Here is an 18796-nt window from a genome sequence, read left to right as displayed (position 1 = left end):
TAGAATGGAAAAGATTTTGCTGGGAGCCGCGGTGCTGACCGCCGGGCTGTTGCAGGCAGGGCACGCGGGCGCGGCCGATCTCAAGATCGGGCTTGCGGTCGCCATGACCGGCGCCTACGCGCCCTACAGCGAGGCCGAGGGTGCGCGCTGCATGGCCGACAGGCTGAACAAGGCTGCGGGCGCGACCGATCCCAAGGTCGAACTGATGATCGAGGACAACCGCTCCGATCCGCAGCTTTCGGTCTCGCTCGGACAGAAGTTCCTCGATGCCGGCGCGCAGATCATCACCGGTGTGCCGTTTCCGGATGCGCTGATCCCGATGGCGCAGACCGCTCAGCCTTACGGAGCCACCGTGTTCTCGGCGCCGAACACGCAGCTCGAGATGCAGCAGGCCGGTCTCGACAATTTCATCGCCGGCGCCGTGCCCGATCCGATCAACGCCTCGGCCACCGCCAACGCGCTTTACGGCAAGGGCGCGCGCACCGTGGCGCTGATGGTGTCGCCCGATGCCGGTTCGTACTCGGAGAAACTGCCGGAGTGGTTCGGCGAGGTGTTCGAGCATCTCGGCGGCAAGGTTGTCGGCAAGTTCAACTATTCCTATGGCACCACCGACTGGTCGCCGCAGATCGCCAGCATCAAGGCGCTGCCGCAGAAGCCGGACGCGATCCATATCTGCGCCGTGCTGCCCGATGTCGGCATCCTGATCCGGCAACTGCGCGCCAACGGCTATGACGGCTGGGTGGCCGGTTGCGACGCCTTCGACGACAAGTCGCTGGAAGGCACCGTCGGCGATCCGAAGTCGCTGGAAAAGGTCATGTTCGCGACCCATGGCGCGACCGGCGTCGACGGTCCGATCGACAAGTTCCTCGCCCAGTGCAAGGCCGACGGCTACAAGATCAACGGCATCTTCGACGCGCTTGGCGCCGACATGGTGCAGATCAGCTATGAAGCGGCGAAGAAAGCCGGCACCGTCGAGCCCGCAGCCCTGCGCGAGGCGATCCGCGCACCAGGCGGCTATCCGGGCACGACGGCGCCGACGATCTCCTTTGCCGAGAAGAAGGGCTATCCGGTCAAGGCCGTTCCGGTGATGGGCTTTGCCGACGGCAAGCGGGTGCTGATCACCGACGCGCCGCCGACCTTCGTTCCGGCGCTGAACTAGGCAGGGCAGGGACACGTGCTGAAGGTCGAGAAGCTCGTCGTGCGCTACGGCGCCGTCGCGGCGGTGCGCGAGCTGTCGCTCGAGGTCGGGCAGGGCGAACTTGTCGCCCTGCTCGGTCCCAATGGCGCCGGCAAGAGCTCGACCATCAACGCGCTGACAGGCCTGGTCACGCCGGCTTCGGGCCGCATCGTCCTCGACGGCAAGGACATCTCGCATGTCCGTACCGAGGACCGCATCCGCGCCGGACTGACCTCGACGCCGGAAGGCCGGCACATCTTCTCCAACCTGAGCGTCGGCGAGAACCTGCGGCTGGGGGCGGCGACAAGGCGTGACCCCGCTGGTGTGCGCCAGGACATCGAGCGGTACCTGGCGCTGTTCCCGGTGCTTTCCGAACGCTACGGCCAGGCAGCCGGCACGCTGTCGGGCGGCGAGCAGCAGATGCTGGCGATCGCCCGTTCGCTGATGTCGCGGCCGAAGCTGCTTTTGCTCGACGAGCCGTCGCTGGGGCTCGCGCCGAAGATCGTGGCGCGCATCTTCGATTTCATCGGCGAACTCAAGGCGCAAGGATTGACGCTGCTGGTGGTCGAGCAGAACGCCAAGCAGGCGCTGCGCTTCGCCGACCGCGTCTATGTCGTGAGCTCGGGCACGCTGCGCTATGACGGACCGCCGGCCAGGCTCGCCGACGAGCACGGCCTGTTCAACCTCTATATCGGCGGGTAGCGGCGACATGGACTACGCTCTGCAGCAGCTTCTGAACGCGCTCGCCTTTGGGGCGGAATATTCGCTGGTGGCGCTCGGGTTGGCCGTCGTCTTCTCGATCATGGGCCTGGTGAATTTCGCGCATGGCGAGATCATCGGCGTCTCGGCCTACAGCGTGTTCCTGGCCGCGGCGCTCGGGCTGACCTCGCCCTACGTGGCGGTGCTGCTTGCCGTGGGCATGGCGGCGCTGGCGGCGGTCGTGTTCGAGCGCGTCGCCTTCCGTCCGGTGCGCTACGCGCCGACCACGACCGGGCTGCTCACCGCCTTCGGCGTTTCGATCGTGGTGCAGAACCTTTTCATGCTTTTGATCTCGCCCAAGCCGCAGTCGGTCTCGATCCTCAACGGCTTGAACCAGATGTGGTTCTTCGGCCCGTTCGCCGTGTCGTCGCTGCAGGTGATGGAACTGATCGTGTCGGGCCTGACCATCCTTGCCCTGGTGCTCTTCCTCAACCGCTCGACGCTCGGCCTCGCCATCCGCGCCGCCTCGCGCGATTTCGCCACGGTGCGGCTGATGGGGATCAAGGCAAACCGGGTGATCGCCACGGCCTTCGCGATTTCAGGCGCGCTGGCGGGCATCGCCGCCGTCTTCATCCTGGCGCGGCGCGGCAGCGTCTCGCCGGATCTCGGCTTCGGCCTGGTGCTGAAGGCCTTCGTCGCCTGCGTCATCGGCGGCTTCGGCTCGCTGCCGGGCGCGGCGGTGGGCGGCATGCTGCTCGGTTTCATCGAAGTTGGCCTGCTCGTTGCCTTGCCGCAGGAATATGCGGGCTTCAGGGACGCGCTTACCTACGCAATCATCGTCGCTCTGCTCGTCTACCGTCCGGAAGGCCTGCTCGGCCAGCGCATCGAACTCGGCGATAAGGAGATCTGACGTGACAGGCTCCGAACTCTCGCAGGCTGTCGACCAGATGGCTGCGCCGGCCGCCACCGCGCGGCCCGGCAACGCGGTCCTCCGCTCGCTGATCGGCGGGCTGGTGACGGCGCTGCCGGTGCTGGCGATCGGCCTGCTGGTGCTGAATTTCGCGCCGACCTACTACACCTTCCTGGCGCTCGGCGCCTTCGTGAACCTGATCGTGGTGGTTGGGCTGCAAGTGTTCATGGGCAATTCCAACATCGCCAATCTCGGCCACAGCGCCTTTGTCGGGCTCGGCGCCTATGGCGTCGCCATCCTGTCGACGCCGCTTGCCATGAAGAAGCTGTCGATCCCCAACGCGCCGTTCGGCTTTGCGACGCTGGAGCTCGATCCGGTTTCGTCGGCGCTCATCGCGCTCTTGGTCGTCGGCATCGTGGCGCTGGTCAGCGGCAAGGTGATCAGCCGGCTGTCGGGAGTCGCGGCGACCATCGTCAGCCTGGCGCTGCTGATCATCATCCACTCGGTGTTCCTCAACTGGACTGATCTGTTCAAAGGCAACCAGGCCTTCTTCGGCATTCCGAAAGTCGTCGGCCTGCCGTGGATGCTGGTCTTCGCGGTGGTGGCGATCGTGGCGGCGCGGCTGTTCAAGGACAGCCGCTGGGGCCTGCAGCTGCGAGCCAGCGCGCAAAGCCCGCAGGCAGCGGCGGCACTCGGGATCGACGCGAAAAAGCTGCGGCTGATGTCGTGGGTGCTGTCGGCACTGATCTGCGGCCTCGCTGGCGTGCTTTACGCCTATTTCGCCGGCACGATCAGTCCGAAGCTGTTCTATTTCCAGATGATCTTCAACACGCTGGCGATGCTGATCCTTGGCGGCATGGCAACGGTGACCGGGGCGGTGACCGGCGTCATCGTGCTTTCGATCGGGCTGGAATTCATCCGCAGCATCGAGTCCGGCGTGACCATCGCCGGCATCCAAATGCCGCAGCTGCTGGGGCTCTCGGGCGTGGCGCTCGGCGTGGTCATCGTGCTCTGCATGGCATTCCGGCCGAGCGGCATCAGCGGACGGCACGAGCTCGACGAGCTGCTGTCGCTTCTTTTCCGGCGCAGCGCCAAATAGCGTCGTCATTTCCTGGTGGAGGGTTGAACGTGGAATTTGAGGACAGGGTGGCGGAGTATGCGCCGAAGCTCGAAGCGCTGCAGGCCGAGCTCGCGTCGCGCGGCGTCGAGTTCGTCGAGGTGCACACGGTCGACACGTCAGGCGTCGTGCGCTCCAAGATCGCGCCGCTGAAGCTTTCGACCTATGGCGAGTCGATCAACGCCATCCTCTATTGCGTCACCCATGGCGACGGCCAGCCGATGGGCGACGTCGCCTTCGCCTCGCCGAGCGCCAATGAGGAGAACGGCTTTCCAAACATAAAGGGGCTCATCGATCCGGACACGGTGGTGCAGCATGGCTGGAAACCGAAATTCGCCTCGGCCATCACGCGCTCCTACATGCTCGACGGTTCCGTCTGCCCGTATGATCCGCGCGGCGTTCTGGCCCGCGTCGAGGAGCGTGCGCGAGCGCTCGGTTACGAGCCGAAATTCGCGCTCGAATACGAGTTCGGCATTTTCCACGCCGACCACGACCTGATGCGCGCCGGCCGCTACCGCGAGCTGAAGCCGTGGGGCCATTCGCTGATCAACTACGATCTCGTGCGCAGCGGCGACTACCAGGATTTCGCCGCCGAGTTCATCACGCGCATGAAAAGCATCGGCATCGGCATCGCTTCGCTGGTCACCGAATATGGCTACGGCATGTATGAATACGCGCTGACGCCGACGAGCGCGCTGGAAGCGGCGGATGCCGCGATGCGGGCCAAGCTGCATCTGCGCGAGCTATGCGCCGAGCGCGGGCTGGTCGCGACTTTCATGACGCGCTTCCAGCCGCCCGGCAAGGAAAGCGCCTGCGGCGCGCACCACCATGTCAGCCTGTGGCGGGACGGCAAGCCGGCCTTCGCGGCCGGCCCCAACCGCTTGACGCCGGTCGCCGAAAAATTCCTCGCCGGCGTGCTCAACCGCATGCAGGAGACGCATATTTTCTTCCGGCCGACGGTCAATTCCTATCGCCGCTTCGACCGCGGCGCGTGGTCGCCGGAAGACGTCGCCTGGGGTTTCGAAAACCGCACCGCGCCGATCCGCGCCATCACCACGCCGAACGACGCAGCCTGCCGGCTGGAGCACCGCGCGCCGGGCGCCGACGTCAATCCTTACCTGTCGATCGCCGCGATCCTGGCGGCGGGCTGCGAAGGCATCGAAAAGGACCTGCCGCTTGAGGTGCCGGTGACATCCAATCTGGCCAATCTCGACAAGCCGAAGCTGCCGCGCACGCTTAACGCTTCTATCGAAGCCTTCGCCGCATCCGACTTCTGCGCCGAAGCTTTCGGCGAGGCTTTCCGCGACAATTACGCCGAGAGCCGCCACGCCGAGCAGGCGGCGTTCGATGCCTGGCAAGCCTCGCACATCACCGACTTCGAATGGCAGCGCTATTTCGTCAGCTGAACGCTCAGGAATTTCCGGCGATTGGCAACCCGGCGATCAGTTCCGCTGATCGCTGGGTCAAGCGAATTGGTGTGACAAGCAAGGCGACGCTCCCTAAATGAGGCCGCTCTTAAAGCGCGTCTCGTTGAGCGGATTCAGGCGGCGCGCGTTAAGTCTTTGGTTGATGCATGTCGTTGTCCCAGAACCGCTGCGCACTTCTGGGCGACATGCTTAAGGAGCGGCTGATGGCGGCGGAAGCAATCTCCGGAGGCAGGACCGGCGGCGATTTCTGGGACGGCGTGCGATTGTCGATGCCGGTCGTCGTCGCCTCGGCGCCGTTCGCGATCCTGTTCGGCGCGATCGCCGTCGACAATGGTTTCTCCGTGCTCGAAGCTTTTCTGATGAGCGCCATGATCTATGGCGGCGCCAGCCAGATGGTCGGCATCGAATTGTTCGGCCAGCATGTCGCGCCATGGCTGATCGTGCTGTCGATCTTCGCGGTGAATTTCCGCCATGTGCTCTACTCGGCCGGCATCGGCAGGCGCATCGCGCATTGGCCCGTGCTGCAGCAGGCGCTCGGCTACTTCATCCTGACCGACCCGCAATATGCCATCGCGGAGGCAAGGGCCGAGTCCGGCCGTCCCGTCGGTTTCGTCTGGTATCTGGGTCTCGGCCTGCCGGTCTACGTGTTCTGGGTGATCGAAAGCGGCTTGGGTGCTGTGTTCGGCAAGATGATCCCGGATACGCATGCGCTGGGCATCGATTTCCTGCTGCCGATCTATTTCCTCGGCCTGGTGCTTGGCTTCCGCAAGCGGCCGCTCTGGGCGCCCGTCGTCGCCGCCAGCGCCGTCGCCTCGATCATCGCCTACAAAACCGTCGGCTCGCCCTGGCATGTCTCGATCGGCGCGGTCGCCGGCGTCCTTCTGGCGGTGATCCTGCCGCCACACCACAGCGGCGTGGGCAAGCGGCCATGAGCACCACCTTCTGGATCATCCTCGCCGGCGCCGTCGCCACCTATCTGACCCGTGTCGGCGGCCATCTCGTCATCTCGCGCTTCGAGACCATCCATCCGCGCGTCGAGGCCGGGCTCAACGCCGTGCCGGCGGCGGTGCTGACGACGCTCGTCGCGCCGGAACTGCTGCATGCCGGACCGGCCGAATGGGCGGCGCTGATCGTCACCGTGCTGGTATCGCTGCGTGGCGGCCTGATGGCGATGTTTTTGGCCGGCGCGGCGGTGTTGATTATCGCGCGCCAGTTTATGGGTTAGCTTTCCATCCTGAATGGTTGGCGCTGCCCCTCATTGCGCTGGCCGTCCTCCGCAGCAGCGGCGCTGCAGCTACGGAGGGTGAACCGGGCATTTCTCCCGGTGAACGGGGGAGAGAGAGGCTGTTCTCAAATCTTCGCGTCGTGCGGCAGCGGCGCGGTGGCTTTTTCCAGCCAGGCCAGCGTTTCGCCGTCGACCATCGGGCCGATCTCGGCCAGAACCCAGGCGTGATACCGGTCGAGCCATTGCAGCTCGTCCCGGTGCAGCAGGTCGCTGCGGATGAGCCGCTTGTCGATCGGCGCCAGGGTCAGCGTCTCGAAGCCGTGCATGGCGGTGTCGCCGCCTTCGATCTGCTCCGCAGGCGTCACCAGGATCAGGTTCTCGATGCGGATGCCGTAGGCACCTTCCTTGTAATAGCCCGGCTCGTTGGACAGCATCATGCCGGCCAGCAGTTTTTCGGTGCCGGTGCGGGCGATGCGCTGCGGCCCTTCATGCACGGCAAGGTAGGAACCGACGCCGTGGCCGGTGCCGTGGGCGAAGTCGCAGCCATGCTTCCACAGCGCCACGCGGGCGACGGCGTCGATCTCCGAGCCGCGCGTGCCGGCAGGGAAACGCAGCGTCGAGATGCCGATCATGCCCTTCAGCACGAGGGTGAAGCGTTCGCGCATCTCCTCGGTCGGCTGGCCGATCGGCACGGTGCGGGTGATGTCGGTGGTGCCGTCCTGATACTGGCCGCCGGAATCGAGCAGGAACAGTTCGCCGCTTTCAAGCTTGCGGCTGGTGGCGCGCGAGACGCGGTAATGCATGATCGCGCCGTTCGGGCCGGCGCCGGAAATCGTGTCGAAGGAGACGTCGCGCAGCGGCATCTGCGTTTCCTCGCCGGTCTGGCGGCGCACTTCCTCGAGCTTGGTGACGACGGCGATCTCGTCCAGCGAGCCGGGCTTCTGGCGATCCAGCCAGCAGAGCAGCTTGGCGACCGCGGCGCCGTCGCGGCGATGCGCGGCGCGGCTGCCGGCGATCTCGGCCTGGTTCTTGGTGGCACGCGGTATGCGCGCCGGGTCGGCGGCCAACACGACGGTGCCGCCATTGTCCTCGACCAGCATCCTCAGCTTGTCCGCCGCCAGCACAGGATCGAGCGCGATTTTCGCGCCGCCCTTGGCGAGCTCGATGATCGCGGCTTCGAATTCGCCTGGATCGTGCAGGTCAGCCAACTGCGTGAGGTAGGCCGCGACCTGGCGAGGGAATTTACGCTGGTCCATGAAGATCTGATGCTTGCCGTCGGCGGCGAGGATGGCGAAGCCGAGTGCCAGCGGCGTATGGGGCACGTCGCCGCCACGGATGTTGAAGGCCCAGGCTATCGAAGAGGGATCGGTCAGCACTGCGTGGGTGGCGCCGTCCTTTCCGATCGCGCCCGCCAGCCGAGCCAGCTTGTCCTTGGCGAGCTCACCGGCGAGGTTTTGCGGATGGATCTCGACAGGCGCGCGCGGCGGCTGCGGCTGGTCCTTCCAGATGATGTCGATGGGATTCTTGTCGAGCGGCACCAGAGTAGCGCCGGACTGCTCGGCCGATGCCTTGAGCGCCTTGATCTCGCCGATCGTGTGCAGCCAGGGGTCGAAGCCGAGCCTCGCGCCCTTGCCGAGATTGTCCTTGATCCAGGCGGCCGGCGGATTGTCGATGACGCTTTCGATGGTGAAGATCGAAAGGTCGACCTCGTTGCGCACCTGCAGCGTGTAGCGGCCGTCGACGAAGATGAAGGCGCGGTCGCGGAGCACGATGGCGACACCGGCCGAACCGGAAAAGCCGGTCAGCCATTTCAGCCGCGCCGAGCGGTCGGCGACATATTCGCCCTGATGCTCGTCGGCGCGGGGGACCATGAAGCCGTCGAGGCCGTTCTCGGACAGCCATCGCCGCAGCAGCGCCACGCGCGGCTTGCCGACGGCCGGATCGCCAGCGGAATCAAAGGTCTGGAACATTTTTGGCGTCTCCCTCGAATGCGAGCCGAGAGCGTAGCGCATAGACCTTCAAACCGGAATCGATTTCGGCAGGGCCAGACAGGCTAGATTTTGCCAGGCTCAGCGCTTGAGGTGGATGGTCACCCAGCCCTCGCGATGCAGCGTGCGGACGTGGCGGAAGGCTTGGCCGACATAGGCCGAGATCACCGCGTCGCGCTGCCGGTCGAGGATGCCGGAGAGCACGAGCGAACCGCCGAGCCTGATATGCTTGGCCATCTCCGGCGCCAGCCGCATAAGCGGCCGGGCCAGGATGTTGGCGACGATGAGGTCGAAAGGCGCGCGCCTGGCGAAGATCGGATTGTGGAAGCCGGGCGCCGTCACCGTCTCGACCAGCGCCTTGACATGGTTGAGGCGGGCATTGGCGGCGGCGACGCGGATGGCGACCGGATCGATGTCGGTCGCCAGCACCGGGATGTGCGCGAGCTTGGCGAGCGCGATGGCGAGCACCGCGCTGCCGGTGCCGAGGTCGAGCGCGTTGCGCGGCCGCTCGCGCAGCACCACCTGCTCCAGCATTTCGAGGCAGCCGGCGGTGGTGCCGTGATGGCCGGTGCCGAAGGCAAGGCCGGCCTCGATCTCAATGGCGAGGTCGCCGGCGTGGCGCTTGGCGCGGTCGTGCGAGCCGTGGACCAGGAAGCGGCCGGCGCACACCGGCTTCAAGCCTTCCAGCGAGCGCGACACCCAGTCCACGTCGGGAAGGACCTCGCGCGCGACGGGCTTCGGCAGTCCGAGACCGGCGAGGAGATCCTTGACCCGCGCTTCGACGGGATCGACGTCGCCATCGGCATAGAGCGAAACTTCGTGGATGTCGTTGTCCTCGTCGAGCTCCAGCACGGCGATCGGCAGGCCGTCATCCTCGAAAGCGGCGTCGAGCGCCGCGAAGATGCGGTCGGCCTCGACCTTGTTGGCAGTGAGATGGAGCCGGGTCTGGCTCATCATGTTTGCCCGCCCGCTGCCAGCCGCTTCAGCTTGGCGACAGCGGTGTCGGCGCTCTCGCCATAGGCGATGGTGCCGGCGAAATCGCCCTTGGCATTGAGCAGCAGCACCGAAGCCGTATGGTCCATCGTGTAGTCGCCGTCGCCTGTGTCGACCTTCTTCCAGTAGATGCCGAAGGCCTTGGCCATGGCATGCAACTTGTCCGGATCGCCGGTGATGCCGGTGATGCGGTCGGAGAAGTTGCTGACATAGGTGTTCATCGTCTGCGGCGTGTCACGCTCCGGATCGACGGTGACGAAATAGGCGTTGAGGTTCTTGCCGCTGTCGCCCATCGTCTTCAGCCAGCCGGCCAGCTCGAACAGGGTCGTCGGGCAGACTTCCGGGCAATGGGTGAAGCCGAAGAACACGACGCTCGGGTGCCCTCTGAACGCCGCTTCGGTGATCGGCGCGCCTTTCTGGTCGACCAGCGTGAAGGGCGCGCCGAAGGGCTCGCCGCCATAATGGCCCCGGTACCAGTCGAATGTCAGCCAGCCGATACCCGCCGCCATCAGGACGAGAATGCCGACCAGGATTGAACGCATCATCAGTGAATGTCCATTGCTTTGGCTGGAAGCCAGGTTCGGCGACAGTCTTAGCGGGTCGGCGCCGGGCGCGCAAAGATGTCGCGTTGCCGCAAGCGGCCGGGCAGGCCGATCGGCTTGTAAACGCCACGATCCTGCCCCACCTGACATCGGCAAAAACCGAACCGAGGAGGCCTCCTTGCGAAAATTGATCGGCTTGTTCGCTGCCTGTCTTGCCCTGAGCGCCAGCGCGGCCATGGCTGACGAAGTGGGTAAAGTCGGCGTCGACTGGATCGGCAACGACATCATGATCGACGCGATCAAGGACCCGAAGGTCGACGGCGTCACCTGCCATGTCGCCTATTTCGACCGCAGCATCATCGACCGGCTGCATAAGGGCAACTGGTTCGAGGATCCTTCCGATTCCTCGATCTCCTGCCGCCAGACCGGGCCGATCACCATCGGCGACATCGACATGAGCGAGGGCGGCGAAGAGGTGTTCAAGCAGGGCCTCAGCCTGATCTGGAAGAAGCAGGTGGTGAACCGCATCTACGACAAGAAGAACGAGACGCTGATCTATCTGTCGCATTCGCGCCAGGTGCAGAATGGCTCGGCGAAGATGTCGGTCACGACCGTGCCGCTTTACGGCCAGAACGTGGTCTGGACCAAGGGCAAGCCGCAATAGGCCGAAGCGGACGATCGGCCCCGCTTGCGGGACCAATCGCTCGGGCGTAAAGCCCGAGTTATGGACCACCCTGAAAATCTTGTCCTGAAAGATCCCGAGCCGCGCATCCATCCGACCGCGGAGTTGAAGGCGTGCAAGCTCGGCCGCTATGCCTCGATCGGCGAGCGGGTGATCCTGCGCGAAGTGAGCGTCGGCGACTTTTCCTATTTCGAACGCCATTCCGAGGCGATCTACACGACGATCGGCAAGTTCTGCTCGATCGCCGCCAACAGCCGCATCAACGCGCTCGAGCATCCGATCGAGCGGCTGACGCAGCACAAGGTCAGCTACCGGCCCAACGAATATTTCCGCTGGCTGGGCGTCGACACCGAATTCCGCGCGCGGCGCCAGGCAAAATCGGTGAGCATCGGCCATGATGTCTGGATCGGTCACGGCGCGGTCATCATGCCGGGCGTCGCGATCGGCAACGGCGCCGTCATCGGCGCCAATGCCGTGGTAACGCATGACGTCGCGCCTTACACGATCGTCGCCGGCGTTCCGGCCAAGCCGCTGCGCCAGCGGTTCCCGGCCGCCGTCGCGGCGCGCATCGACGCGCTCGCCTGGTGGGACTGGACGCCCGAGAAACTGGCGAGCGCAATCCCCGACATGCAGGCCGTGCCGATCGAGGCCTTTCTCGATCGTTGGGAAGACGGCACCCTCTAAAGGCGAACCAGCGGCGGAGCGCCAGAGGACGCTGAGGGGCGCTACTTGGGTATTACGCTTCGCTCTCGGGAATAGTTGCCCCTTCCGCCATGCGGGGGTGGCGCAGCGGAAGGGGCTGGAGGTAAACCGCCGTGAAGCGGAATGACAGGCTTCGGCCTGCACCGGCACTATCGCAAACAAACAAATAAGGTGTGTTTTCCCCCGTTCGCGCCTTTCGCGTGCAGCCGATTGTGGACGCGCGCATGCGAGAAAATCCAACGACTTGGAACCGGAAGCCGCGGCTGTCTGTTTTCCTGTGAGCGCCGCGCCGATGCGGCCTGTTGTGGGATCCAGATGATAGAGAAACTATTCACAAGGGTTGCCAATTGCGTGGCACATCTCGCCGGCATGCCGCCGACTTTCGCTGTCTGCGTGTTGATCGTGGTGGTCTGGGCGGCAACCGGCCCGCTCTTCGGCTTTTCGGACACCTGGCAACTGGTCATCAACACCGGCACCACCATCATCACCTTCCTGATGGTATTCCTGATCCAGAACACGCAGAACCGTGACGGCGCGGCGATCCAGGCCAAGCTCGACGAGCTGATCCGGGTCGGCCGCGCCCAGAACCACTTCATCGGCATCGAGCATCTGACGGAATCGGAGGTCGAGGAGATCCGCGACAAATGCGAAGCGGCGGCCAAGCGGCACGACCGCAAGATTGCCGAGATGGCGGCGAAGAAGGCTGTGGCGGGCAAGGCTGGTTCCAAGAAGAAAGCAGCCGCCTGAGCCTGGTCGGCTAGAGCGTTTCGCAGAAACGTCGAACCGCTCTAAATATTTGCTTTTGCGCAATTCCGGACGGAAAACCGCTACGCACTTTTCCTGGAATTGCTTAGCGGCCCATGAAGGCCGCGAAGGCGTCCTTGTGATCGGGATGCCAGCGCGACAGAGCAGGGCGGTTCTCGATGATGTCGCCGATCGCCCAGGCCATGCGCTTTTCATCCGTCGGCCGCGCCACCTCGTTGTCTGGGCACAGGATGTAGAAGTCGCCGTCCATCAGCGATGCCAGCATGAAGTCGATCACCTGCTCGCCGGTCCAGGCGCCGGCGGGCTTTTCCGTCGCGCCTTCGGTCAGGCCGGTATAGGTGAAGCCGGGGATCAGCAGATGCGCCGACACCTTGGCTCCCGGCTCGTTGCGCAGCGCGTGCGCCAGCCCTTCGGTAAAAGTCTTCACGCCGGCCTTGGAGACGTTGTAGGCGAGGTTGCCGGGTGGCGTGGTGATGCCTTGCTTGGACCCGGTGTTGATGATCGTGCCCGGCTTGCCCGCCGCGAGCATGCGCGGCGCGAAGGCCTAGACGCCATGCACGACACCCCAGAAATTGATGTCGAGCAGCCGCTTCCAGGCGTCGCGGTTCTCCCAGGGCTTGCCCGGATTGTTGCCGACGCCGGCATTGTTCATCAGCACCGACACCGCGCCGAAGGCGCCGTTGGCGAGATCCGCCAACCGGTCTACCTCGTCCGCCCTGGAGACGTCGGTGGGGATTGGGAGCACGGCGTCGTCGCCGGCGATCGCCGCGACCGCCTCTCTTGCCTGGTCGAGGCGCACGCCGCCGATATCGGCCAGCACCACCTTCATGCCCATCGCCGCGAACCGTTTTGCGGCGGCAAGGCCGATGCCGCTGGCGCCGCCAGTGATGACGGCGACGTTGCCGGAAGCGAAAGCGGGCAGGGCGATCTGGATCTGGGCGTCGCTGGTCATGGTTTCCATCCTTATGAGGGTCGGGCCGAACTTAACGCCGGACGTTGCCGAGGCAAGCCCGGTTCGTCCCGCATGTGACCGCAACAACAGCCGCAACGGGTTGACGGCAACAGCCGCAACGGGTTGACGGCGATGGCGGCAACGGGTTGACGGCGATGGCCGCAACGGGTTGACCATGGCGGCGCCCGCCGCGCATGGTGTCCCAAAAAGGAGTTCGGCATTTGACCGACTGGATCGGAATCCTGAAAGAGCAAACCGTCAACGGCGATCAGATGGGTCGCGAGGTGTCGAAGATGCTCGCCAATCCCGACATCAGCGAGGCGCAGGTGAAAACGCTGTTCGCGGCGCTGGAGAAACAGGCGGATTTCGCCGAAAAGCTGCGGCTGGCGCTGGAGAAGTTCGGCCATGACTTCCCGATCATCAAGGCGGCAGAAAGGCTGGAGGAACGCTATGCCGATCTTGCCGCCTCTGTGGCGGAAAAGCTGAAAGTGATGCGGAAATAGCCGTTATTTCTCTACCAACCGCTCGAAGCGCTTGTCCGGCGCGAACCAGACGGTCGCCACCAGCACATAGATCGCCACGCTGATCCACTGATTGAAAAAGCTTAGCAGCACGGCAACGATATAGAGCGCCAGCGAGATCTTGCCCTTTTTGTCGTGGCCGACGGCCTTGGCGAAGGTCGTGTCGGCGCCATGCAGATGGCGAAGCTTGATGACCAGGATGGCGTAGGCGACGGCGCAGAGCGCGAGGTCGGTGCCATAAACGGCGACCGGCGCAGGCGCGAAATGGTTCTCTCCCATGAACGCCGTGGTCACCGGGATCAGCGACAGCCAGAACAGAAGGTTGAGATTGGCCCATAGCACGCGTCCGTCGACGCGCTGCACGGTGTGGAACATGTTGTGCAGGTTGTTCCAGTAGATGCCGACATTGATGAAGGAGAGCACGTAGCAGAAGAAGATCGGCCACTGCGGCAGAAGTGTTGAAAAATCCTCGCCGTGCGGCACTTTCAGGTCCAGCACCATGATGGTGATGATGATGGCGACGACGCCATCGGTAAATGCCTCGACCCGTCCCTTGCCCATGATTCCTCCCTCGGTGGCTGACGGACGTTACGAGAGGATTTTGCGCCTGACCATCCTGCCAGAATTGTCAGTAGGGCGTTCGGCAACCGGAACAGCCGTCATTACATAGGCGTTGGGCTTGCAACGCCGGAGGTGCCGATGGCCAGCGACGCTCAAACCATGACGCGTGAGAATGAACTTGACGGGACCGCCGCAAAGGCCGCCGTCGCCGCCATGATCGCCGCGCTCTTTGCCGGCAGCACCGCGCTGACCCCGCTTTACGTGATCTACAAGCAGGAATTCGGCTTTTCGCAGATCACGCTGACGCTGGTCTATGCCGTCTATGTGGTCGGCAATCTGGCGGCGCTGCTGTTTTTCGGCCGTCTCTCGGATGCCGTCGGCCGCCGCCCCGCCGCGCTTGCCGCGATGGCTGTTGCGGTGGTCAGCGCGTTGTCCTTCCTCTTCGCCGAAGACCTCGCCTGGCTCGACATCGCCCGCATCCTGAGCGGGCTCGGCATCGGCGTCGGCGCAGGCGCCGGCACCGCCTGGCTGGCCGAACTGATCGAGGGCAAGGACAAGTCGCGCGCCGCCGTCATCGCCACCAGCACCAACTTTGTCGGCCTCGGGGCCGGCGCGCTCGTGGCGGGGGTGCTCGCCCAATTCGCGCCATGGCCGCTCAGGCTGACATTTGCCGTCTATCTCGTCCTGCTTGGGCTCGTCACCCTGCTGATCTGGCGCACGCGGGAAACCGTCTCCAGGCCTGGACGGTTCTCCGACGTCTCGCTGCGGCCGCAGCTTTCGGTGCCTGACGGTATCCGCGCGCAGTTCGTGGCGCCGGCGGTGACCGGTTTCGGCGCCATGGCGCTGGTCGGCTTCTATGCCGCGCTGGCGCCGAGCATTCTCGCGCAGCAGCTGCACGTGACCAATCATGCCGAAGCCGGCGGGCTTTTCTTCGAGCTGTCGAGCGTGGCGGCCATCACCATCGTCGGCACCGCCTGGTTCTTCAGCCGCTCCACCATGCTCGCGGCGCTGGCGCTGATGATCCCCGCCGTGGCGCTGATCGTGGCGGCGCAGGTCTACGCCTCGATGGCGCTCATGATCGCCGCGACGGCGGTCTGCGGCGTGGCGGCGGCGCTTGGCTATCGCGGCGGCCTGCAAGTGGTCAATCAGATCGCGCCGGCCGACCGCCGCGCCGAGGTGGTGTCGGCCTTCTTCATCTGCTGCTTCTGCGGCAACGCGCTGCCGGTGATCGGCATCGGCATCCTGTCCAGCCTGGCGAGCGCCACCGTGGCAAGCCTGGCCTTTGCCGGCATGATCATCGTCTTCTCGCTGGTCGCGCTCGGCTTTGGCGTCAGATATGCACGGTAGGTCTTGGCTATTCGGTCTCCGGCAGGAGCTGCGCGCGTTGGCGCGGCATGCCAAGGCCGGTGTCGGGCGGCTCGCCCGCCGCCGGCCGATCCTCGATCATATGCATGGTGCGCCAGCGGCCGAAGCGATAATAGGCGGCGGCCAGCACCAGCGAAGCGATCGAGCCCGCCGGAAAGCTCCACCACAGCGCCTCCTGGCCGATGACGCTGCGCATGGAATAGGCAAAGCCGGTGCGAATGATCAACACCGAGATGATCAGGATGATGAGCGGCGGCATGACGGCGCCGGTGGCGCGCACCGTGGCGAACAGCACGATCGTGATGCCGAACAGGATGAACGACCAGGACGCTATCCTGTTGATGTGGGCGGCGATGTCGATCGCGGCGCTGTCGTTGCTGAGGAAGAGGCTGAGCACCGCGCGGTCGAAGACGAAAAGCAGCGCCACCAGCGCGCCGGTCAACACCAGGTTGAAGCCCACGCCGGACGCCGCGACCTTGCCGATGCGGTCCCAGCGCCCGGCGCCGACATTCTGCGCCGCCATCGAGGAGACGGCGGCGCCGATCGCCAGAGCCGGCATCTGGATATAGGTCCAGAGCTGCGCGGCGATGCCGTAAGCGGCAGCGACCTGCGAGCCGTAGGAATTGACGATGCCCATCACGGTCAATGCCGCGGCCGAGATGACGATCATCTGCAGGCCCATCGGAATGCCCTTGAAGACGACGATGCGCAGCAGCGCCGGGTCGGGCCTGAGCAGGGCGAGGTCGGCGCCCGCCAACCGCAGCGGGTGTTTGCGGGCATAGAGCACGATCAGGATGGCGATCACGCTGACCGTCTGGCCTATGAGCGTCGAAGTCGCCGAGCCGGCGATGCCGAGCTCGGGGAAGGGGCCGATGCCGCGGATCAGCAAGGGATTGAGCACGACGTCGAGAACGACCGCCAGCGCCATGAAGACAAACGGCGTGCGCGAATCGCCGGCGCCGCGCAGCACGGTCATGACGAAGGACAAAAGGTTCATCATCGGCACGGCGACAAAGATGATGCGCAGGTAGGCGCGCGCCAGCGGCAAGGCATCCGCCGGCGTGCCGAGCCCGGTGAGGATGGCGTCGACCCAGACCCAGCCGCAGACCGCGAACACCACGGAAACCAGGAAGAAGAAGGTGGCGCTGGTGCCGACGATGCGCCTGGCTTCCGGCAGATCGCGGGCGCCGACGGACTGCGCGACCAGAATGGTCGCCGCCATGCCGATGCCGAACACCGTGCCAAGGATCAGGAACAGCACCAGATTGGCGTTGGAGGTCGCCGTCAGCGCCGCTTCGCCAAGGAAGCGCCCCACCCAGACGGCATTGATCGAGCCGTTCAGCGACTGCAGCACGTTGGAGCCCAGCACCGGCAGGGCGAACAAAAGCAGCGTGCGCGGAATGGGGCCGCTGGTCAGGTCGCCGGTCCGCCGGCGGGTGGGCTTCTTGTCATCCATGGCAGCACCGAAAATGAATCAGGCCCGCGATGGTATCGCAGGCCTGATGGTCATGCATCCTTTTCAGGATCAGCGGGATGACGGGCATTCGCCCGTCGCCGGTTACTGGCCGGCGACAGTGTTCCCAGACAGGCCGGGGATTGTCACCTGATAGACGAGGAAGGTGGTGTCGACATCGGCGCCATCCTCGGCCTTGTACGAAGCGCCGACCTGGAAGCCGTCCTGGGTGAGGAAGTCGTTGTCGTTGGCGACGAACAGGAAATAGTCGTCGGGCAGCTTCGGATCGAGCACGGAGACCAGCGACATCGCCTCCCACTTCTCCGAAAGGTTGTCCTTGTCGTTCGGCGCGCCATTGTGCAGGCCGAAGCGGCCGAGCTCGCCCTTGTCGTTGATGTCGATGAACGAGGTAAGCTTGGCCGGCGTCACCGACGGGTCGAGCACGCCCTTCGGCGCGACCGGCTTGTCGGCCGCGTCGAACGGACCGTTGGCGATATCGGTGGCGGCGGAAAGGTCGACGATCTCGATCTTGCGATAGAGCGACTCGTCGCCCTTGAGACCCTGGCCGTTGCCCGAGTCGCGCGCCAGCATCAGGAAGCTCTTGTCGGAGAGCGCAACGATCTCGCTCTGCGCGGCCACCTTGGTCTTGCCTTTGGCATCCTTGAACACCGGCAGCGGCACGACATATTCGTGCGCCAGCTTGAGGTGGGCGAGGTCGGAAGCATTATAGACCAGCGCGCGGGTGTTCTGGCGGGTCGAGCCGGAATCGCCGCCGTCCTGGCGGGCCGCCGACTGCAGCACGGCGATCAGGAACTTGCCGTCGGGCGTCATCGACATGCCTTCGAGCCCCTGGTTGTTCTGGCGGCCGGTCTCCGGGTCCTTCGGATCGGGCTCGGCGGCGCCCGGGCCAGGGTTGTCGGAGGCGAAATTCGGCTTGCCGTGGCGCATCGGCACAAGGGCCGCGGGCGGTTGCGTCGCCGACATCAGGTGGCCGTCGGCCGAAAAACGGTAGATGTTGGGGCCATATTCGTCGGAGATGAACATCGTGCCGTCCGCCAGCCGTGCGATCGCTTCGTTATCCAACGCCAGCTTGCCGTTGTCGGCCTGCGGCAGGATCGGCATGTCGCCGGCGGCTTCGCGCACGCCGTTCAACGGATCGAGGCCGGTGGCGTCGGCGCCCTTGTCGTCGGTCAACAGCATCGTGTCGGCGAGCGTCGCCTTGACGCCGGTCTGTTCCTGTCCAGCAGCGGGCGCTGCGCCAGGAGCGGTCGGGGCCAGCTCGATCGAAATGGTGTTGAGACGCGGGCGATAGTCGGTGGTGCCGACGACATTGTAGCCGCGATCCGGCAGCAGCCAGAGCGAACCCTTGTAGCCGGCGCCATCACGCGCCCAGGACTTGGTGTCGATCGCCATGCCGGACCCTGAACCGAAGGTCTCGCCGAACTTGTCCTTCTGGCTGGCCGGGATGCGGCCGATGCCGACCAGCCCCTTGTTGACATAGGCAACGCCGTCGGCGAGCGCCGGGGTGAGGGCGGTGAACAGGGCAAGCGCCGCGCCGAGCGCGACGGTTCGGTTAAGGTGTTTCATCGATATCCCCTTCTTGACGAGCAGAGCGGCCAGTGGCTCAAAAAGGCGCGGCATCGACGATGCGGCCAGCCCTGGCCGTCGAGCGGTCTAGGACGTGAACGTGATGGTTGCGTGACAGGCGGAGGTTCTT

At 65.1% G+C, this 18796-nt stretch carries 18 protein-coding genes and 1 pseudogene; 12 read left to right on the top strand and 7 right to left on the bottom strand.

The window, feature by feature from the left end; genetic code table 11:
* Nucleotides 1–4: 4 nt before the first annotated feature.
* From FJ418_RS18720 to FJ418_RS18690, 7 genes are all read left to right on the top strand, one after another.
* Nucleotides 5–1159, top strand: coding sequence for an ABC transporter substrate-binding protein (locus tag FJ418_RS18720; RefSeq protein ID WP_181166989.1), 1155 nt, complete (start codon nucleotides 5–7; stop codon nucleotides 1157–1159).
* Between the two features lie 15 nt (nucleotides 1160–1174).
* Nucleotides 1175–1879, top strand: a complete 705-nt coding sequence (locus FJ418_RS18715; protein WP_140868049.1) for an ABC transporter ATP-binding protein — start codon at nucleotides 1175–1177, stop codon at nucleotides 1877–1879.
* A gap of 7 nt (nucleotides 1880–1886) precedes the next feature.
* Nucleotides 1887–2786 carry a branched-chain amino acid ABC transporter permease gene (locus FJ418_RS18710; RefSeq protein ID WP_140868046.1) on the top strand — a complete coding sequence of 300 codons (900 nt, stop codon included), beginning with the start codon at nucleotides 1887–1889 and terminating at the stop codon, nucleotides 2784–2786.
* A 1-nt stretch (nucleotide 2787) separates the two neighbouring features.
* Entirely contained in the window at nucleotides 2788–3885 is a 1098-nt protein-coding gene (locus tag FJ418_RS18705; RefSeq protein ID WP_246683112.1) for a branched-chain amino acid ABC transporter permease, read from the top strand.
* 29 nt (nucleotides 3886–3914) lie between these two features.
* Nucleotides 3915–5309 carry a glutamine synthetase family protein gene (locus tag FJ418_RS18700; protein WP_140868043.1) on the top strand — a complete coding sequence of 465 codons (1395 nt, stop codon included), beginning with the start codon at nucleotides 3915–3917 and terminating at the stop codon, nucleotides 5307–5309.
* Nucleotides 5310–5533: 224 nt separating this feature from the next.
* Nucleotides 5534–6262: an AzlC family ABC transporter permease gene (locus tag FJ418_RS18695; RefSeq protein WP_140868040.1), complete on the top strand. Its 729-nt coding sequence runs from the start codon at nucleotides 5534–5536 to the stop codon at nucleotides 6260–6262.
* On the top strand, nucleotides 6259–6555 hold the full coding sequence (locus FJ418_RS18690; RefSeq protein WP_140644085.1) for an AzlD family protein: 297 nt from the start codon (nucleotides 6259–6261) through the stop codon (nucleotides 6553–6555). Before FJ418_RS18695 ends, FJ418_RS18690 begins: the two co-directional genes overlap by 4 nt.
* Before the next feature lie 125 nt (nucleotides 6556–6680).
* Here FJ418_RS18690 and FJ418_RS18685 read toward each other — a convergent pair whose 3' ends face one another.
* The 3 genes from FJ418_RS18685 to FJ418_RS18675 form a co-directional block, all read right to left on the bottom strand.
* Complete coding sequence (locus FJ418_RS18685; RefSeq protein ID WP_140868037.1) at nucleotides 6681–8525, bottom strand: aminopeptidase P family protein; 1845 nt, start codon at nucleotides 8523–8525, stop codon at nucleotides 6681–6683.
* A 99-nt stretch (nucleotides 8526–8624) separates the two neighbouring features.
* Nucleotides 8625–9497, bottom strand: coding sequence for a 50S ribosomal protein L11 methyltransferase (locus FJ418_RS18680; protein ID WP_140868189.1), 873 nt, complete (start codon nucleotides 9495–9497; stop codon nucleotides 8625–8627).
* On the bottom strand, nucleotides 9497–10081 hold the full coding sequence (locus tag FJ418_RS18675; RefSeq protein ID WP_140868034.1) for an SCO family protein: 585 nt from the start codon (nucleotides 10079–10081) through the stop codon (nucleotides 9497–9499). Before FJ418_RS18675 ends, FJ418_RS18680 begins: the two co-directional genes overlap by 1 nt.
* Nucleotides 10082–10313: 232 nt before the next feature.
* On the opposite strand from FJ418_RS18675, the gene FJ418_RS18670 reads away from it, so the two are divergent.
* The 3 genes from FJ418_RS18670 (at nucleotide 10314) to FJ418_RS18660 (ending at nucleotide 12209) form a co-directional block, all read left to right on the top strand.
* Entirely contained in the window at nucleotides 10314–10742 is a 429-nt protein-coding gene (locus FJ418_RS18670; RefSeq protein ID WP_140644341.1) for a CreA family protein, read from the top strand.
* A gap of 60 nt (nucleotides 10743–10802) precedes the next feature.
* Nucleotides 10803–11444, top strand: coding sequence for a DapH/DapD/GlmU-related protein (locus FJ418_RS18665; RefSeq protein WP_140868031.1), 642 nt, complete (start codon nucleotides 10803–10805; stop codon nucleotides 11442–11444).
* Between the two features lie 333 nt (nucleotides 11445–11777).
* Nucleotides 11778–12209, top strand: a complete 432-nt coding sequence (locus FJ418_RS18660) for a low affinity iron permease family protein (protein ID WP_181166993.1) — start codon at nucleotides 11778–11780, stop codon at nucleotides 12207–12209.
* Nucleotides 12210–12312: 103 nt separating this feature from the next.
* On the opposite strand, the pseudogene FJ418_RS18655 reads toward FJ418_RS18660, so the two are convergent.
* Nucleotides 12313–13179 (bottom strand): annotated as a pseudogene (locus FJ418_RS18655) (SDR family NAD(P)-dependent oxidoreductase).
* A gap of 221 nt (nucleotides 13180–13400) precedes the next feature.
* Here FJ418_RS18655 and FJ418_RS18650 point away from each other — a divergent pair.
* Nucleotides 13401–13682, top strand: coding sequence for a hypothetical protein (locus FJ418_RS18650; RefSeq protein ID WP_140868028.1), 282 nt, complete (start codon nucleotides 13401–13403; stop codon nucleotides 13680–13682).
* A 3-nt stretch (nucleotides 13683–13685) separates the two neighbouring features.
* On the opposite strand, the gene FJ418_RS18645 is transcribed toward FJ418_RS18650, so the two are convergent.
* Nucleotides 13686–14261, bottom strand: a complete 576-nt coding sequence (locus FJ418_RS18645) for a TMEM175 family protein (protein WP_140868025.1) — start codon at nucleotides 14259–14261, stop codon at nucleotides 13686–13688.
* A 138-nt stretch (nucleotides 14262–14399) separates the two neighbouring features.
* Between FJ418_RS18645 and FJ418_RS18640 the strand changes: the two genes are divergently transcribed.
* Nucleotides 14400–15608: an MFS transporter gene (locus FJ418_RS18640; RefSeq protein WP_140868022.1), complete on the top strand. Its 1209-nt coding sequence runs from the start codon at nucleotides 14400–14402 to the stop codon at nucleotides 15606–15608.
* Nucleotides 15609–15615: 7 nt separating this feature from the next.
* On the opposite strand, the gene FJ418_RS18635 is transcribed toward FJ418_RS18640, so the two are convergent.
* On the bottom strand, nucleotides 15616–17082 hold the full coding sequence (locus FJ418_RS18635; protein WP_140868018.1) for an MATE family efflux transporter: 1467 nt from the start codon (nucleotides 17080–17082) through the stop codon (nucleotides 15616–15618).
* A gap of 102 nt (nucleotides 17083–17184) precedes the next feature.
* On the bottom strand, nucleotides 17185–18666 hold the full coding sequence (locus tag FJ418_RS18630) for an esterase-like activity of phytase family protein (RefSeq protein WP_140868015.1): 1482 nt from the start codon (nucleotides 18664–18666) through the stop codon (nucleotides 17185–17187).
* Nucleotides 18667–18796: the final 130 nt, after the last annotated feature.

The sequence above is a fragment of the Mesorhizobium sp. B2-8-3 genome (assembly GCF_006440815.1).
Classification (GTDB): Bacteria; Pseudomonadota; Alphaproteobacteria; order Rhizobiales; family Rhizobiaceae; genus Mesorhizobium.
Note: the sequence above shows the minus strand (reverse complement) of the source record. Positions and strands in the feature narration are given on the sequence as shown.

What these genes read in the sequence shown, in the direction of transcription:
- FJ418_RS18720 (WP_181166989.1), top strand. Translation starts at nt 5, where the DNA reads ATGGAAAAGATTTTGCTGGGAGCCGCGGTGCTGACCGCCGGGCTGTTG.
- FJ418_RS18710 (WP_140868046.1), top strand. Translation starts at nt 1,887, where the DNA reads ATGGACTACGCTCTGCAGCAGCTTCTGAACGCGCTCGCCTTTGGGGCG.
- FJ418_RS18695 (WP_140868040.1), top strand. Translation starts at nt 5,534, where the DNA reads ATGGCGGCGGAAGCAATCTCCGGAGGCAGGACCGGCGGCGATTTCTGG.
- FJ418_RS18690 (WP_140644085.1), top strand. Translation starts at nt 6,259, where the DNA reads ATGAGCACCACCTTCTGGATCATCCTCGCCGGCGCCGTCGCCACCTAT.
- FJ418_RS18685 (WP_140868037.1), bottom strand. Translation starts at nt 8,525, where the DNA reads ATGTTCCAGACCTTTGATTCCGCTGGCGATCCGGCCGTCGGCAAGCCG.
- FJ418_RS18680 (WP_140868189.1), bottom strand. Translation starts at nt 9,497, where the DNA reads ATGAGCCAGACCCGGCTCCATCTCACTGCCAACAAGGTCGAGGCCGAC.
- FJ418_RS18675 (WP_140868034.1), bottom strand. Translation starts at nt 10,081, where the DNA reads ATGATGCGTTCAATCCTGGTCGGCATTCTCGTCCTGATGGCGGCGGGT.
- FJ418_RS18670 (WP_140644341.1), top strand. Translation starts at nt 10,314, where the DNA reads ATGGCTGACGAAGTGGGTAAAGTCGGCGTCGACTGGATCGGCAACGAC.
- FJ418_RS18665 (WP_140868031.1), top strand. Translation starts at nt 10,803, where the DNA reads ATGGACCACCCTGAAAATCTTGTCCTGAAAGATCCCGAGCCGCGCATC.
- FJ418_RS18660 (WP_181166993.1), top strand. Translation starts at nt 11,778, where the DNA reads ATGATAGAGAAACTATTCACAAGGGTTGCCAATTGCGTGGCACATCTC.
- FJ418_RS18645 (WP_140868025.1), bottom strand. Translation starts at nt 14,261, where the DNA reads ATGGGCAAGGGACGGGTCGAGGCATTTACCGATGGCGTCGTCGCCATC.
- FJ418_RS18640 (WP_140868022.1), top strand. Translation starts at nt 14,400, where the DNA reads ATGGCCAGCGACGCTCAAACCATGACGCGTGAGAATGAACTTGACGGG.
- FJ418_RS18635 (WP_140868018.1), bottom strand. Translation starts at nt 17,082, where the DNA reads ATGGATGACAAGAAGCCCACCCGCCGGCGGACCGGCGACCTGACCAGC.
- FJ418_RS18630 (WP_140868015.1), bottom strand. Translation starts at nt 18,666, where the DNA reads ATGAAACACCTTAACCGAACCGTCGCGCTCGGCGCGGCGCTTGCCCTG.